General features: G+C 71.2%; 14 protein-coding genes. 9 read left to right on the top strand and 5 right to left on the bottom strand.

Features of this window, described 5'->3' with window-relative positions; translation table 11 throughout:
• The 5 genes from A3CQ_RS0114295 to A3CQ_RS0114275 all read right to left on the bottom strand — a co-directional run.
• Positions 1-974 (bottom strand): acyl-CoA dehydrogenase family protein (locus A3CQ_RS0114295; RefSeq protein WP_020511623.1); only part of this gene is annotated, 974 nt, incomplete at its 3' end.
• A gap of 8 nt (positions 975-982) precedes the next feature.
• Positions 983-3,190 carry an acetate--CoA ligase family protein gene (locus A3CQ_RS58990; RefSeq protein ID WP_020511622.1) on the bottom strand — a complete coding sequence of 736 codons (2,208 nt, stop codon included), beginning with the start codon at positions 3,188-3,190 and terminating at the stop codon, positions 983-985.
• Positions 3,187-3,372, bottom strand: coding sequence for a ferredoxin (locus tag A3CQ_RS0114285; protein WP_020511621.1), 186 nt, complete (start codon positions 3,370-3,372; stop codon positions 3,187-3,189). The genes A3CQ_RS58990 and A3CQ_RS0114285 overlap by 4 nt, the downstream gene beginning before the upstream one ends.
• Positions 3,369-4,586 (bottom strand): NADH-ubiquinone oxidoreductase-F iron-sulfur binding region domain-containing protein, encoded by a 1,218-nt coding sequence (locus tag A3CQ_RS52775; RefSeq protein ID WP_020511620.1) that lies wholly within the window; start codon positions 4,584-4,586, stop codon positions 3,369-3,371. Before A3CQ_RS52775 ends, A3CQ_RS0114285 begins: the two co-directional genes overlap by 4 nt.
• Positions 4,583-5,062 carry a hypothetical protein gene (locus tag A3CQ_RS0114275; protein WP_020511619.1) on the bottom strand — a complete coding sequence of 160 codons (480 nt, stop codon included), beginning with the start codon at positions 5,060-5,062 and terminating at the stop codon, positions 4,583-4,585. Before A3CQ_RS0114275 ends, A3CQ_RS52775 begins: the two co-directional genes overlap by 4 nt.
• A 137-nt stretch (positions 5,063-5,199) precedes the next feature.
• On the opposite strand from A3CQ_RS0114275, the gene A3CQ_RS0114270 reads away from it, so the two are divergent.
• The 9 genes from A3CQ_RS0114270 to A3CQ_RS52770 all read left to right on the top strand — a co-directional run bounded on the left by A3CQ_RS0114270 (position 5,200) and on the right by A3CQ_RS52770 (position 15,051).
• A complete protein-coding gene (locus A3CQ_RS0114270) occupies positions 5,200-6,333 on the top strand; it encodes an aromatic ring-hydroxylating oxygenase subunit alpha (RefSeq protein WP_020511618.1) in 1,134 nt (377 codons plus the stop codon).
• Positions 6,330-6,956, top strand: coding sequence for a TetR/AcrR family transcriptional regulator (locus tag A3CQ_RS0114265; RefSeq protein WP_020511617.1), 627 nt, complete (start codon positions 6,330-6,332; stop codon positions 6,954-6,956). Before A3CQ_RS0114270 ends, A3CQ_RS0114265 begins: the two co-directional genes overlap by 4 nt.
• The gene (locus A3CQ_RS0114260) at positions 6,943-8,058 is read left to right on the top strand and encodes a polyamine ABC transporter substrate-binding protein (protein WP_040432371.1); all 1,116 of its coding nucleotides are present in this window, start codon (positions 6,943-6,945) and stop codon (positions 8,056-8,058) included. Before A3CQ_RS0114265 ends, A3CQ_RS0114260 begins: the two co-directional genes overlap by 14 nt.
• Positions 8,059-8,068: 10 nt before the next feature.
• Positions 8,069-8,962: an ABC transporter permease gene (locus A3CQ_RS0114255; protein WP_051115243.1), complete on the top strand. Its 894-nt coding sequence runs from the start codon at positions 8,069-8,071 to the stop codon at positions 8,960-8,962.
• On the top strand, positions 8,959-9,777 hold the full coding sequence (locus A3CQ_RS0114250; protein WP_084699062.1) for an ABC transporter permease: 819 nt from the start codon (positions 8,959-8,961) through the stop codon (positions 9,775-9,777). The genes A3CQ_RS0114255 and A3CQ_RS0114250 overlap by 4 nt, the downstream gene beginning before the upstream one ends.
• A gap of 12 nt (positions 9,778-9,789) precedes the next feature.
• On the top strand, positions 9,790-10,869 hold the full coding sequence (locus A3CQ_RS0114245; protein ID WP_020511613.1) for an ABC transporter ATP-binding protein: 1,080 nt from the start codon (positions 9,790-9,792) through the stop codon (positions 10,867-10,869).
• Positions 10,866-12,164 (top strand): flavin monoamine oxidase family protein, encoded by a 1,299-nt coding sequence (locus tag A3CQ_RS0114240; protein WP_020511612.1) that lies wholly within the window; start codon positions 10,866-10,868, stop codon positions 12,162-12,164. The genes A3CQ_RS0114245 and A3CQ_RS0114240 overlap by 4 nt, the downstream gene beginning before the upstream one ends.
• The gene (locus A3CQ_RS0114235; protein ID WP_020511611.1) at positions 12,157-13,551 is read left to right on the top strand and encodes an aldehyde dehydrogenase family protein; all 1,395 of its coding nucleotides are present in this window, start codon (positions 12,157-12,159) and stop codon (positions 13,549-13,551) included. Before A3CQ_RS0114240 ends, A3CQ_RS0114235 begins: the two co-directional genes overlap by 8 nt.
• Positions 13,552-13,698: 147 nt before the next feature.
• Entirely contained in the window at positions 13,699-15,051 is a 1,353-nt protein-coding gene (locus A3CQ_RS52770; protein ID WP_245577223.1) for an AI-2E family transporter, read from the top strand.
• Positions 15,052-15,063 lie beyond the last annotated feature (12 nt).

The following is a 15,063-nucleotide window of genomic DNA, read 5'->3' as shown; positions in this document are numbered from 1 at the left end:
GCTTCGCTGGCGGAGAGTTTGGCGATGGATGCCTTGGCGTGCAGGGTTTTGCGGTCGGTGTCGTTGTCGGCTTCCCAGGCGACCTGGTGGGTGTAGGCGCGGTTGATCGCGATGTCCACGGCCGAGTCCGCGAGCATCGCCTGGATGAGTTGGAAGCTCGCGATGGGTGCGCCGAACTGGTGGCGCTCGACCGCCCAGTCCCGGGCGAGGGATAGGGCTCGTTCCGCGGCGCCGACGGTCCGCGCCGCGATCATCAACCGCTCGTCGGTGAACCATTCTTTGGTCAGTTCATAGCCCTGGCCCACGTCGCCGAGCACGTCCTCGTCGGCCACGAACACGTCGGTGAAGGTGAACTCGGGATGCCCGTTCACGGAGGTGTGCATGAAGTGCGGCACGCGCTTCATCTCGACCCCGGGCGTGTCCTTCTCGACCAGGAAGATGGTGGCCAGCCGGTCCGGGCCCGCGTCGGCCTGCACCAGCAGGAAATCGGCGACGTCCCCGCAGGTGACGAACCACTTCTCGCCGTTGAGAAGCCAGCCGCGGGCCACCCGGGTCGCGGTCGACGTGCCGGAGGACGGATCCGAGCCGGCGCCCGGCTCGGTGACCGCGAAAGCGTCAAACCGTTCGCCACGCAGAATGGGCAGAAGGTATTTCTCGCGCTGTGCGGGCGTGCCGTAGGCCAGCACGTTCGAGGGTCGCCACGGGATGTCCCACAGGCAGTTCGTCGCCTTGCCGAACTCCTCCTCGACGATCACCTGGTCGAGCAGGGAGAGCCCGGCGCCGCCCCACTCCGCCGGCATGTTGATGCCGTAGACGCCGTACTCCATCGCCTTGCGGGTCAGCGCGCGCACGGTCTCGGCCGGCAGCGGCCCGCCCGCCTGTTCCGACTCGTCCTCGTACTCCATGAGCAGCGCGGTGTACTCCGCGGCCCGCCGCTTCAGATCCAGTTGGTCGGGTGAATAGGAGAAATCCACGGTGCTCCTCAGAGAATCACGCGGGCGTCGAGGGCGATTGGCCCCTCCGGCCCGGCCAGCAGGGGATTGACCTCGATCTCGACAATCTCGGGATGCGCCGCCGCCACCTCGGCCAGCGCCGCGACCGTTTCCGCCACGGCCGCGATGTTCACCGGCGGACGATTGCGAACGCCGTGCAGCAGCGCGGACGAACGCAGCTCGCCGAGCAACTCGCGGGCCCGCCCGGCATCGATCGGGGCCAGAGCGAACGCCACGTCCCGCAGCACCTCGGCGTGGACACCGCCCAGCCCCACCATGACGATGGGCCCGAACCGCGGATCCCGCTTCACGCCCGCGATGAGCTCAACGCTGTCCGACGGTTTGACCATTCGCTCAACGGAATAGGCCATCTCGCCAAGTCGCGCGCGCATCTCACGAAAGGCGGCAACCAGTTCGCCGGGGTCGTTCAGCCCGAGCGCGACGCCGCCGGCATCCGTCTTGTGCAACAAACCAACTGCCTTCAACGCGTACGGCGGAGCCAGCAAGCCCGCCGCCGCGAGCACTCCGGCCTCGTCGCGTACCTCCCGCGCCTCCGGAAAAGCGACGCCGGCCCTAGCGAGCAGCTCCCGCGCCGCGAAGTAGCCGGCGTCGACGATCGCCGCTTGCGGCGGCGGAAGCGAGGCGATCGCACGCACCCGCCGCCCGCCGGTCACCGCGGCCAGCGCCCGAGCGGCATCCTCCACTGCCCCAAACACCGGAATCCCGGCCGCGGTCAGCACCCGGCACGACGGCGAGTCCGGATACATCGACTGCACCACAACGGGCGTGCTCTCACCCGCAACCGCCGCCGCGAAGCGTTCCGCCGCCGCCACCTCCAGCCGCCCAAGCGTCGCGTCGCCGAGCCCAGCCCCGGCGTCGGCGCCGTCCAAGACCGACGCCCCGCCCGACGGGAAAGCCGCGCCGGAGGGGGAGGTCGTGCCGGAGGGGGAGGCCGCGTCGGAAGGGGAGGCGCCCGACGTGGGCGCCGCGCCGGTGGGAGAGGCCGCGTCGGAAGGGGAGGCCGCGTCCGGCGCGGCGGCCGCGGAGTAGCCGCCGAAGAAGCCGGTCATCAGAACCGCGTCGACCTCGGGGGCGCCGATGAGCGACTCCACAATGGCCGGATAGGACGCCGGATCCTGTTCGCCCATGCCGGCCAGGTCGACCGGGTTGCCGACGGCGGAGGGGCCCCACAGCAGGTCGCGCAGATCGGACTGCAGCGGGCCGGACAGTTCGGGCACGGTCAGCCCGACCGCCTCGGCGACGTCGGCTGCGATCGAGCCGTGGCCGCCGCCGTCGGTGAGCACGGCTGTGCGGCGGCCGGTGGCGCGGCGCGGGCCGGACAGCGCCTCCAGCAGGACGGTCAGCTCCCGTGGGGTTGCGGCCTGGTGGATGCCGGCGTCCCGGCACGCGGCCGCGACCACGTCGGCCGGACTGGTCAGGGCGCCCGTGTGGGAGGCGGCGCTGCGCGCCGAAGCCGCACCGCGACCGGCCGCCAGCAGCACGACCGGCTTGCTCGTCGCGGCGGCCGCCGACGCGAACGCCCGGCCGTCCGCGAAGTCCTCCGCGTAGACGGCGATCGCCCGGGTGGCCTCGTGTTCGGCGCAGGACGTCAGGAGGTCGACCAGGGTGACATCGGCCTGATTTCCATACGATATGAACCGGCTGATGCCCAGACCTTTCGCCGAAAGCCGGAGGCCGAGCTCGAGCGCCAGATTGCCGCTCTGGCTGAGGAACGCGACGCTGCCTGGGGCGAAGGCGTCGGAGGAGAGGTAGACCTCGGTGGTGTTGTCGACCAGGCCGAGGCAGTTAGGTCCTACCAACGCGGCCCCGGCCGACCGGACCCGCTCGGCGATGGCGCGCTGCCGGGCCTCGCCGTCGGCGCCGGTCTCGGCGAAGCCCGCGGTGATCCCGACGATGGCCCGGGCGCCCTGGGCGAGGGCGTCGTCGACCGCGTCCTCGAAGAACCGCTCGGGAACCGCGACCACCACCAGGTCGACCGGCTCGCCGACCTCGGCCAGTTTCCGCGCGGCGGGCCGGCCGAGGACCGTGCCGCCGCGTTTGTTGATCAGATGGACCGGCCGGCGAGCGCCGGCCCGCAGCGCCTGCCGGGCGACGGCATGGCCCCACTTCGCCGGGTCGTCCGAGGCGCCGATGATCGCGACGGCGGCCGGGTCGAACAGCGCCGACAGGTCCCTCATGAGCGCAGCGCCTGAGCCGGGCAGGCCTCGATCGCGGCGCGGGCAGCCCGGTCGTCCTCGGGGGAGGACGGCGGGCGGGTGATCGCGGCGTAGCCCCACTCGTCCAGGTCGACCAGCTCGGGCGCCTTCTCGTGGCACAGGCCGTATCCCTGGCAGCGGGTGGAATCAAGCAGCAGCTTCATGCGCGGACTCCTTCGATGGCGTGCTGGTCGAGGTCGCGGGCTGGTCGGGGTGGCGGGCTGGTCGGGGTGGTGTGCTGGTCGAGGTGGCGGGCAGGTTGAGGTGGCGCGCTGGTGGAGGTGGTGTGCTGGTCGAGGCGGCGGGCAGGTTGAGGCGGCGCGCTGGTCGAGGTGGCGTGCAGGTCGACGGGAAGGCGGCAGGCCTCGCAGCCCGGGATCAGATGTCGGCGCACGACCGCGGGGAAGACGGTGAGCAAGGACGTGGCCAGCCGGGCGGCAGCGTCGGGCAGGCCGCATGCGCCGCGGCCGGGCAGGCGCGAGGCCCGGGTGGCCAGGAGGTCCAGGTCGGCCGCCGTCGCTGTGCCGGCGCGCAGGGCGGCGACCGTGGCGGACAGGGCATCGGTGCCGCGGATGCAGGCGCCGCACTGCTGGGCGCTCTGGCCGGCCAGGTAGTCGAGCGCAGCGGCGGCCACCGCCACCGGGCAGTCGTCCGGTCCGAGCACGCGGAACGCGCCGCAGCCCAGGGCGCTTCCGGCGGCCGCGAGCCCGTCGTGCGACACCTCGACATCCAGCGTGGTCAGGAAGCCGCCGAAAAGGCCGCCGGCGAGCACACCCCGGACGGGATCGGGGGTGTGCGCCTCGGTCAGCGCACGCAGCGTGGTGCCGGGGTGGACCTCGTGGAGGGTCGCCGGACGCCCGCCGCCGGTCAGCGTGGCGAGCAGCGGCGGGTCGCTCTCGCCGGCGGCGCGCCGGGCCAGCCGGGCCAGCGACTCGACGTTGAGCACGAGGACGCCCTGTTCGTAGGGGCGCGGCGGCTTGGCCAGCGGCAGCGCGGGGCCGCCGTCCAGCACCCGGACGATCGAGGTCTCCTCGCCGGCGACGTAGCGTGGGGCGACCCGGATGATCTCGACCGTGGGTGGGGCTAACCGTATTACCGATTGTTCCGCGGCCTGGTCAGAGAAATAGACCACCGATCGGTCTGCCTCGATGGCCACGGCGGCCAGACGCAGGCCCTCCAGCACCAGCTCCGGGCGCTCGCGCAGGAGCCAGCGGTCCTTCAGGGAACCGGGCTCGCCCTCTTCGCCGTTGGCCACGACGGTTCGGGGTGCGGCGGCTCGGCGTACGGAAGCGAGCTTTGTCGCGGTCGGGAAGCCGGCGCCGCCACGCCCGCGCAACCCGGCGGCCAGCTCGATGATCTCCGAAGGCGAGGGGGTCATCGTGACTCCAGGCGCGACAGGGCGGTGTCGAGGGCGGCGCGCTGGCCGGCGGCCAGTTCGTAGCCGGGGCCGGGGAGTCCGATGAGCATGCGGTGGTGATGGCTCACGACCTCGGCTACCTCGTGGGCGGTGCGCGGATCACCCGGCGACTTGCCGTCGGCGACGGCGACGACCAGGTCGGTGAGCTCCCCGAGATAGCGCAGCCAGCGTCGTGAGGTGCCGTGCAGGATGAGCTGCTCGATCCGGCGGCGCTCGGCGCGCTCGAGGTCGGCCTGCGCGGCCTGCGAAGCGTCCCCGGCCCGCGAGGCCCGCGCGGCGTCCGAGGCCTGCGAGGCGTCCGCGGCCCGCGAGGCCTCCGAGGTCCCCAGAGCCGCCGCATGGCGGAGCCGGGCCACCTGACCGGGCAGCAAGCGCTCAGGGTCGGGGGTGAGCCCGAGCCAGGCCAGGCGACGGTTGCCACCGCTGAGAGCGCGCATGGCCAGAAGCTAACTAACTAATCAGTCAGCGCGCAAGAGCCAGATTTTCCGACTGTCAACCTCGGAAGCTGTGGCTCTTGACACATCGCCCTCATGATGGCTAACTAACCAATCAGTCAGCACGAATGAGGTGACTCATGCAGCCCCCCGCACCGGCCCTGCATCCCCGGTACTACACCGGACAGGACGTGTACGAGCAGGAGCAGGCCGCCGTCTTCGACCGGTCCTGGCAGCTCGTCTGCCACGAGTCGGAGCTCTCGCGGCCCGGCGATCGCCTGGTCGCCACCGTGGGCCGCTACGAGGTCATCGTGGCCCGCACCGAGGACGGCTCGCTGGCCGCCCACCGCAACGTGTGCCGGCACCGCGCCGCGCGGCTGGTCGACAGCCCGGGCAACGCCGCCGCGTTCCGCTGCCCCTACCACGGCTGGACGTACCGGCTCGACGGCACGCTCGTCGGCGCCCCGGAGAACCGGCAGTTCGCGTGCCTCGACAAGGCCAAGCTGGGCCTGCTGCCGGCCAAGGCCGACACCTTCCTCGGGTTCGTCTTCGTCAGCCTCGACCTGGACGCCGTGCCGCTCGGCGAGCAGGCGCCCGAGATCGAGACGCGGTTCGGCCGCTACTTCAGCCCGGGTCTCCACCCGATCACCAGGTACCGCATCCACCAGGTCGCCGAGGCAGAGGTGCAGCACGCCAACTGGAAGGTCGCGGCCGACAACTACCTCGAGGGCTACCACGTCCCGGTCGCCCACCCGGCCCTGATGCGGCTGCTCGACTACAAGCGCTACTCGGTCGAGGTGGACAAGGCGTACGCGCTGTTCGAGGCGCCGCTGCGCGACCAGCCGTCGGCCAACTGGACCGAACGGTTGTACCAATGGACCGTCAGCCGGATGCCTGGTCTGACCCCCGACGACGACGGCGTCTGGCGCTATCTGTTCCTTTACCCCAACACGATGCTCGAGATGTATCCCGACATGGTGCTGGCCTGGACCATCGTGCCGCGCGCGGTGGACCGGGTGGCCGTGCCGGGCGCCTGTTACGGCCGGGCCGGGCAGGGCCTGCGGACCCGCATCGCGCAACGGCTCAACATCCGGATCGGCGACATCACCAACGACGAGGACCGCGAGCTGGTCGCCCGGGTCCAGACCGGCCTGGCCACCCCCGGCTACGAAATGGGTCCACTGTCGGCCCGGGAGGGCGCCGTGGCGTGGTTCGCCGACCGGATACGGTCCGATCTCGCCCTGCCCACCGAGCCCGAAGGTGACCAGAAATGATCGATGCCGCGCAGACCCGCACCACCATTCTCGTCGCCGCCTGCGAGACGATCGCCGAGCTGGGGTTCGAGAAGGTACGGATGCGCAACGTCGCCGAACGGGCCGGCGTCTCGACCGCGCTCCTGCACTACCACTTCGAAAACCGCGAGAAGCTGTTCCACGAGGCGCTGCGCTACACCTTCGAGACCGTGGGCCGCGAGGAGTACGAGGCGCCGGCCCCGGCCGAGAACCCGCACGCCTGGCGGCTGGCCCGGATCATCGACAGCAGCCTGCCGATGGACGAGGACACCCGGCGCGACGGCCTGCTCTGGCAGGAGCTGTGGCTGCGCGCGGCCCGCGACAAGGAGTCCCGCGAGTTCACCCACTGGCTGTACGCGGAGCTGCGCGACTGGATCGGCGGCGTGATCGCCGAGGGCGTCGCGGCCGGGAGCTTCGGCCCCTGCGACCCGCGCCGGGTCGCCGACCTCGTCCTGGTTCTCACCGACGGTTACTCCGTCCACCTGGCCTTCGGTGACCCGGCCTTCGATCTGCAGGCCGCCGAGACCACCATCTGGCGCCTGGTCAGCGCCGAGCTCGGCCTTACCGTCCCGTTCCCCCGGAGGCATCCCGATGGATCGTCGTGATCTTTTGAAACTCGCCGGCCTGCTCGGCGGCGCCACCGCTCTCGGCGGCTGCGGCTTCGCCCAGACCGAGGCGCCGGCCGCCGCCGAGGAGTCGCAGGCCCCGCCGATCGAGATGAAGGTCGACGGCGATCTCGTCTACTTCAACTGGGCCGACTACATCGACCCGGACGTGAAGGCCGGATTCGCCAAGGAGTACGGCGTGAAGGTCATCGAGTCCAACTTCGACTCGATGGAGAGCATGACCGCCAAGCTCACCGCCGGAAACGCGTACGACGTCATCTTCCCGTCGGACAAGTTCGCCGAGCGGCTGGTCAAGGCGGGCAAGCTGCGCGCGATCGACCACGCGCAGCTCACGAACTCCGAGAAAGTCTTCGGAACGTATGACTATTTTCAGAACCCTTGGTATGACCAAAACTCCGCGCACACCATCCCGAACACGATGTACAAGACCGGCATCGGCTGGCGCAAGGACAAGCTCGGCGCCAAGCTCACCGGTTCCTGGAACGACCTGTGGGACACCCGGGCCAATGGTAAGAAGTTCCTACTGGATGACCGGGACGAGGTGCTCGGGCTGGCCGCGCTGCGGCTCGGGTACGACATCAACACCGCCAAGCCCGACGAGCTCGACAAGATGGTCGCGCTGATCAAGGACCTGCGCCCGCACCTGCGCGGCTTCTCCAGCGACACCACCCACAACCTGTCCGGCGGCTCGTCCTGGCTGCAGCAGATGTGGAGCGGCGACATCGTCGCGGTGATCGGGCAGGCCGACAAGCCGGAGCTCTACGGCTTCGAGTCGCCGACCGAGGGCGCGCCGACCGGTTCCGACACCTACGCGATCCCCGTCGACGCCAAGCACCCGGGCACGGCGATGCTCTTCATCGACTACATGCTCCGGCCCGAGAACGCGATCAAGAACATCGAGTACATCGGCTACCCGATGCCGATCAAGGGCACCGAGCAGGCGTACGCGAAACTCGTCGAGCCGGTGCCGGAGTCGGTCGTGACCGTCGACGACCTGGCCAAGGCGATCAACTTCCACAACGGGACGGCCGAGGAGACCCAGGCCCGGGACGCCGCGTACACCGAGATCAAGGCGGCCTGAGGTGGTGGCCGTGCTCACCCGGGAGCCGGAGGTGCGCCAGGACCGGCCGACAAAGCGCCGGAGAACCCGGCTCTGGAGCGCGCTGACGCTGCCCGGCACGGTGTGGATGTCGGTCTTCTTCCTCTCCGCGCTGCTGCTCACCGTCGCGCTGTCCTTCGGCACCACCGACGACCTCGGCAATCCGCACTTCGGCAGCACGCTGGCGAACTGGGCCCAGCTAGGCGAGCCCGCGTACGCCAAAGTGATCTTCCGATCGTTCGTCTACGCGGGCCTCGCCTCGGTGATCTGCCTGCTGATCGCCTACCCGGTGGCGTACGTGATCGCCCTGCACGGCGGGCGGTACAAGCACGCGCTGATCGCCGCGATCGTGGTCCCGTTCTTCGCCAACTACCTGGTCCGGATGTACGGCTGGTCCACCGTCCTGGCCGACGACGGCCCGGTGCTGCGGGCCGCCCGGGCACTCGGCGCGCCGCCGTCGCTGACGATCCTCAACACCGGCTTCGGCGTGGTGGCCGGGCTGGTCTACGGGTTCGTGGTGTTCATGATCCTTCCGCTCTACGCGGCGATGGAGCGGATGGACGTCTCGCTGATCGAGGCCGGGCGCGATCTCTACGGCGGGCCGCTGCGCACGTTCCTGTTCGTCACCGTCCCGTCGACCCGGCAGGGCGCGCTCGCCGGGCTGGTCCTGGTGTTCCTGCCGGCCACCGGCGACTTCGTCAGCGCCCAGCTGCTCGGCGGCCCGAACCAGATCATGATCGGCAACCTGATCCAGCAGAAGTTCTTCGACGGGCAGAACTGGCCGCTCGGCTGCGCACTGACCGTGCTCCTGATGGCGCTGCTGGTCGTCGGGCTGTCCGGATATCTGCGGCGGAGCCGGCGCGACGAACAGGAGGCGGTCCGATGAGGCGCGCGTTTTCCAGGCGACGTAAACCCTGGTTCGCCATCGCCGTCACCGTGGCGTTCTTCGGGATGCTGTACCTGCCGATCGTGGTGGTCGCGCTCTTCTCGCTGAACTCGCAGAAGTCGCTGACCGTCTTCAAGGGCTTCAGCCTCCGCTGGTACCGGGCGTTCTTCGCCGACCACGACCTCATCGGCTCGCTCGGCTTCAGCCTGCGCATCTCGGCGGTCGCGATGATCGGCTCGATCGTGCTCGGCGTCGCGCTCGCCCTCGGCATCGTGCGCTCGCGCGGCAAGCTCGGCTCGGCGGCCGGGCTGGTCCTGCTGATTCCCTTGATCACACCCGAGATCGTCACCGGCGTGGCCTCGGCGATGCTCTTCAAGGGCGTCGGGCTGCCGCTGTCGTCCGGCACCGTGATGCTGGCCGAGGTCACCTTCTCCATCTCATACGTCACGGTGATCCTGCGATCGCGGGTCGCGGCGCTCAACCCGGAGGTCGAGGAGGCGGCGATGGATCTCGGCTGCAGCCGTTTCCAGGCCGTCCGGCTGGTCACGCTGCCCGCGCTGCTGCCGGCGATCCTGGCCAGCGCCATCCTGATCTTCGCGATGGTCTTCGACGACTTCGTGCTGGCCTACTTCACCACCGGCGTCACGCCGCAGCCGCTGCCGGTCCGGATCTACTCGGCGATCCGGTTCGGCGTGCAGCCCACCATCAACGCCGTCGGCACCCTCATGCTGATCGGCTCCATCGCCCTGATCGGCCTCGCCCTGCTCGTCCCGCGCCTGTTCGGCCGGCGGGAGAGCCTGAGCCAGCTCCTCTGAAACGGAGTCGTTGTGAGTGAGACCTCCGCCGTCCGGCTGGACGGCATCACCAAGAGCTTCGGCAGCTCGGTCGCGGTCGACGACGTCACGCTGGACATCCGGCCCGGCGAGTTCTTCGCGATGCTGGGCCCGTCCGGCTGCGGCAAGACCACGTCGCTCCGCATGATCGCCGGCTTCGCCGATCCCGACTCCGGTTCGGTGCTGCTCGGGGGCGAGGACGTGACCTACCTGCCGCCGAACAAAAGAAACGTCAACACCGTCTTCCAGTCGTACGCCGTATTCGAGCACCTTTCGGTGGCCGACAACGTCGCGTTCGGCCTCAAGCGCCGTGGCGTCCCTCGCGACGAGCGCCGGGAGCGGGTCGGCAGGATGCTCGACCTCGTCCAGCTCACCGGAATGGCGAACCGGCGGCCGCGCACGCTCTCCGGCGGTCAGCGGCAGCGGGTCGCGCTGGCCCGCGCCCTGGTCAACCGGCCCAAGGTGCTGCTGCTGGACGAGCCCCTCGCCGCCCTCGACCTGAAGCTGCGCCGCCAGATGCAGGTCGAGCTCAAGCAGATCCAGCGCGAGGTCGGTGTCACGTTCGTGTTCGTCACCCACGACCAGGACGAGGCGCTGACCATGTCCGACCGGCTCGCCGTCATGAACGGCGGCCGGGTCGCGCAGGTCGGCACCCCGGAGGACGTGTACGAGCGGCCCGCCGACGCCTTCGTGGCCGGGTTCATCGGCACCTCGAACGTCATGACCGGCACGTACGCCGACGGCCGGCTGACCCTGCCCGGCGGGGTGTCCCTTCCGGTGCCGTCCCGGCTGGGGCTCGCCGCGGGCTCGCGAGTCGGCGCGGCCGTGCGGCCGGAGAAGATCTGGCTGTCCGACTTCGAGGACGGGATGGTCCAGATCCGCGGCACACTGCGCGAGACCGTCTACTCCGGCGCGACGACGACGTACCTGGTGGAGATCGCCCCGGGCGTCCAGCTGTCGGTGCTGGAGCAGAACATCGACCGCTCCCGCCGCGAGGAGCGCTGGACCGGCGGCGAGATCATCGACCTGGCCTGGAAGCCGGAGCACTGCCTGCTGCTTTGCGAGACCGCATGACGTACGACGTGATCGTGCTCGGCGCGGGGCTGGCCGGGCTTTCGTGCGCCCGTGACCTGATGCTCGGCGGCGCCGACGTGCTGGTCGTGGAGGCCCGGGACCGGGTCGGTGGGCGGGTCGACCAGGCCACCTTGCCGGACGGACGGCTCGTGCAGCTGGGCGGCGAGGTCGTGGGGCGCGGCCACACGGCGTACCTCGGTCTGGTCTCGGAATTGGGTTTGTCCCTGGTGCCGAGCTATGTCGCCGAGCCGGGCGAGATCGTCTACTCGACCGCCTCGTCGGTGAGTGCCGGGCGTCCGGGCTGGTTCACGCCGGCCGATGTCGCCTCCGACGAGAAGGTCACCGCCGCGTTCGTCGCGCTGGCGAAGACGGTCGATCCGGACGATCCGTGGTCGCATCCTGACGCCGACCGCCTTGACCGGCTGCCGGTCTCCGCATGGCTGCGCGAGGCGGGCGCGACCGAGGGCGTCGTGCGCCTCTGGGAGATCGGGCAACTGGGGCTGGCCGGCGGGTCGTACGACCGGATCTCCCTGCTGTCGGAGCTGCGCAAGAGCGCGGCGGTGCCGAGCGCCGGGCACTACGAATACGACGACTGGGAGGGGCTGCGGGTGGCGGAGGGCTCGGCCACCGTCGCCCTGCGTCTGGCCGCATCCGTCCAGGTCCGCGCCGGCGCGCCGGTCGCCGCCGTCCGGATCGCGCCCTCCGGCTGCACGGTCACGCTCGCGTCCGGCGAGGAGCTGACGACGTCGGCCGTGGTCAGCGCGCTGCCGGTGGGGCCGCTGCGGGGCGTACACGTGGATGGGGTTTCTTCTGCCCGGTTGTCGTCGCTGCATCGGCAGCGCAACGCCCTCGCCGCCAAGCTGGCCGTCGCGTATCCGCGGCCGTTCTGGCGCGACCTCGGCCGCAACGGGCTGTCGGAGTGCGAGGGCGTGCTCGGCAGCACGTGGCCCCAGAGCGAGGGGGTGCTCTCCGCGCTGATTCCGCCGGAGCGGTACGCCGTGCTGCTCGGCATCCCGCCCCGGCTGCGCATTTCCGAGCTGCTCGCCGAGGTCACGCGGATGTACGGCCCGGCCGAACCGATCGCCGCCTACCTGCGCTTCTGGGGCACCGATCCATGGACGCAGGGGTACGTGACGCAGTGGGCGCCCGGTGACGTCATGGCGGTCGGGCCGCCGCACGGGACGCACGAGCCGCCGTTCTACGTCTGCGGCTCCGACCAGTGGGTCGCCGGCTACATGGAGGGCGCGGTCCGGACCGGCCGGACTGCCGCCCGCGAGGCGCTGCGGCGTGGCTGACCTGCTGAACCACGTGGACGGACGGGACGTGCCCGGCTTCTCCTCGTCGTCGCTGGTGTCCCCGGTGACCGGCCTGGTCCACGGCCGCGCGCCGCTGTCCTCCGCCGCCGACGTCGATCTCGCGTGCCGGGCCGCGGCGCGCGCGTTCCCGGCGTGGTCGCGGACGACGCCTCTCCGCCGCCAGGAGGCGCTGCTGGCGCTGGCCTCGCTGGTCTCGGAACAGGCCGCCTCTCTGGTCGACGCCGAGGTCGGCGACACCGGCAAGCCCGTGAGTCTGTTCACCGCCGACGAGCTGCCGGCCGTCGTCGATCCGCTGCGGTTCTTCGCCGGGGCGGCCCGGACCATGCCCGGCGTGCCGGCGGGGGAGTACACCGACGGCTTCACCTCGATGCTGCGCCGCGAGCCGATCGGCGTCTGCGCGCAGATCGTGCCCTGGAACTACCCGCTGATGATGGCGGTCTGGAAGATCGCCCCGGCGCTGGCGGCCGGCAACACCGTCGTGCTCAAGCCGGCCGAGACGACGCCGTCCTCGGCGGTGCTGCTGGCCCGGATCGCGGCCTCGGTGCTGCCGCCCGGCGTGCTCAACGTGATCTGCGGTGACCGGGACACCGGCCGGGCGCTCGTCGAGCACCCCGTGCCCCGGCTGGTCGCGGTCACCGGCAGCCCGCGCGCGGGCGAGGAGATCGCGCGGTCGGCCGGCCTCAAACGGCTGCATCTCGAACTGGGCGGCAACGCCCCGGCGATCGTGTACGCGGACGCCGACCTCTCGTCGACGGCGGCCGATCTCGCCGCGGCCGGCTTCTACAACGCGGGGCAGGACTGCACCGCACCCAGCCGGGTCCTGGTCGCGCGCGGGATCCACGACGCCTTCGTGGCTTCGCTGGTCAAGGCCGCCGCCTCCGTCGAGTTCGGCCCGCTCAACAATGCCGCCCAGCTCGCGCGCGTGCGCGGGCTGCTGGACCGGCTGCCCCCGCACGCCTGGATCGCCGGCGGCGGCTCGGCCCCGGACGGGCCCGGCTGGTTCCACGAGGCGACCGTGGTGGCCGGCGTCCGGCCGGACGACGAGATCGTCCGCGAGGAGATCTTCGGCCCGGTCATGACGGTGCAGCCGTTCGACAGCGAGGACGAGGCCCTCCACCTGGCCAACGACACCCCGTACGGCCTGGCCGCCAGCGTCTGGACCGACGACCACGAACGTGCGATGCGCGCCGCGCGTGACCTCGGCACCGGCATCGTCTGGATCAACACGCACGCCACCACGGTGTCCGAGATGCCGCACGGCGGCACCGGCCGCTCCGGTTACGGCAGTGACCTGTCGATGGCCGGGCTGCTGGAATACACCCGGCCCAAGCACGTCATGACCCGGCTGGCCGGCGTCCGCCCATAACGGGGCGGTTGCCGGTGTTTTGCCCGGTCACCGGCGGGGTATCCACCAGCATCCACGCCGATGCCGTGGCCGCTTCGAGGGCGGCTCACGGCGGCCGCCCGGACCTCGCGGCCGGTCTTCACCAGCCGCACTCAGAGGAGCCGCGCGATGCCCATGGTCTGGGTCGACACCGCACGCCGGCGCGCGCGAGCACGGCTCGCCGCCGCCCGCAACGACCGCACGCCCCCGCCGTTCACCGCCGGCCCGGAACTGGGCGACGCGGACTCGACGGTGATGCTCGTCGAGCATTCGCCCTCCGTCGACGACGGGCTTCCGCGCGGCGTGCGTACGGCCGGCGCCTGGGCGTGGCGGATCATCCTGTTCATCGCGGCCGCCTACCTGCTCATCCGGGTCGTCAGCCTGCTACGGGTGGTGGTCATCCCGGTCGTCGTCGCCCTGCTGCTGGCCGCGATGTTCGAGCCGGTCGCCGCCGGCCTGCGGAAACGGGGGATGAACCGCTCGCTCGCCGCCGGGCTTGTGCTGGTCACCGGCCTGATCGTGGTGTTCGGCGGCCTCACGCTGATCGTGCAGACCTTCATCTCGCAACTCGACAATCTGAGCGCTCAGGTCTCCGACGGTCTCAAGGAGATGCAGAGCTGGCTGGCGCAGGGCCCGCTGCACGTCTCGCAGGCCCAGCTCAGCGACGTCCTGGAGCGTCTGCAGAAATCGATCACCGACAACCAGGGCGCGCTCACCTCCGGCGCGCTGAGCACCGCCACCACCCTCGGCGAGGTCCTGGCCGGCTTCTTCCTGGTGCTGTTCACGCTCTTCTTCTACCTGCGCGACGGCGGTCAGATCTGGACCTTCCTCTGCCGGCTGCTCCCGCGCAAGGCCCGCATCCCGGCCGCCCGGGCCGGGTACTACTCCTGGCACACCCTGGTCTCCTACGTGCGCGCCACCGTCCTGGTCGCCTTCGTCGACGCCGTCGGGATCGGCATCGGCCTGGCGATCCTGCGCGTCCCGCTCGCGCTGCCGCTGGCGGCGCTGGTGTTCCTCGGCGCCTTCATCCCGGTCGTCGGCGCCACCCTCAGCGGCGCGGTCGCCGTCCTCGTCGCCCTCGTCACCGTCGGCCCGGTGAAGGCGCTCATCGTCCTCGGTGTCGTCATCGCCGTTCAGCAGCTGGAGGGCCACGTCCTCCAGCCGTTGATCATGGGACGTGCGGTGGCGCTGCACCCCCTGGCGGTCATCCTCGCCATCGCCGTCGGCGTCCTCGCCGCCGGCATCGTCGGGGGCCTGGTCGCCGTACCGCTGCTGGCGGTGGTCAACACCGCCGTCCGCTACCTGGTCAGTCATCCGGGCGGGGAACCCACCCCGGACCGGGAGCCGCCGGGCACCGAGAGCACCGACGACGACCAGGACAGCGTGGCGACCGGCGCGAGCACCGCCCCGGAGATGGACCTACGACAAACACCATCGGCCCCGCCCGGACCGCGCCGGCCCGATCCGGCCAGCACGACCTAGACGGCAAGGACG

Origin of the sequence: Paractinoplanes globisporus DSM 43857, assembly GCF_000379645.1 — a bacterium.
Classification (GTDB): Bacteria; Actinomycetota; Actinomycetes; order Mycobacteriales; family Micromonosporaceae; genus Actinoplanes; species Actinoplanes globisporus.
Note: the sequence above shows the minus strand (reverse complement) of the source record. Positions and strands in the feature narration are given on the sequence as shown.

Coding starts and splice junctions, on each gene's coding strand:
- A3CQ_RS0114260 (WP_040432371.1), top strand. CDS start 6,943: ATGGATCGTCGTGATCTTTTGAAACTCGCCGGCCTGCTCGGCGGCGCC.
- A3CQ_RS0114285 (WP_020511621.1), bottom strand. CDS start 3,372: ATGAAGCTGCTGCTTGATTCCACCCGCTGCCAGGGATACGGCCTGTGC.
- A3CQ_RS0114240 (WP_020511612.1), top strand. CDS start 10,866: ATGACGTACGACGTGATCGTGCTCGGCGCGGGGCTGGCCGGGCTTTCG.
- A3CQ_RS0114270 (WP_020511618.1), top strand. CDS start 5,200: ATGCAGCCCCCCGCACCGGCCCTGCATCCCCGGTACTACACCGGACAG.
- A3CQ_RS0114265 (WP_020511617.1), top strand. CDS start 6,330: ATGATCGATGCCGCGCAGACCCGCACCACCATTCTCGTCGCCGCCTGC.
- A3CQ_RS52770 (WP_245577223.1), top strand. CDS start 13,699: ATGCCCATGGTCTGGGTCGACACCGCACGCCGGCGCGCGCGAGCACGG.
- A3CQ_RS0114275 (WP_020511619.1), bottom strand. CDS start 5,062: ATGCGCGCTCTCAGCGGTGGCAACCGTCGCCTGGCCTGGCTCGGGCTC.
- A3CQ_RS52775 (WP_020511620.1), bottom strand. CDS start 4,586: ATGACCCCCTCGCCTTCGGAGATCATCGAGCTGGCCGCCGGGTTGCGC.
- A3CQ_RS0114250 (WP_084699062.1), top strand. CDS start 8,959: ATGAGGCGCGCGTTTTCCAGGCGACGTAAACCCTGGTTCGCCATCGCC.
- A3CQ_RS58990 (WP_020511622.1), bottom strand. CDS start 3,190: ATGAGGGACCTGTCGGCGCTGTTCGACCCGGCCGCCGTCGCGATCATC.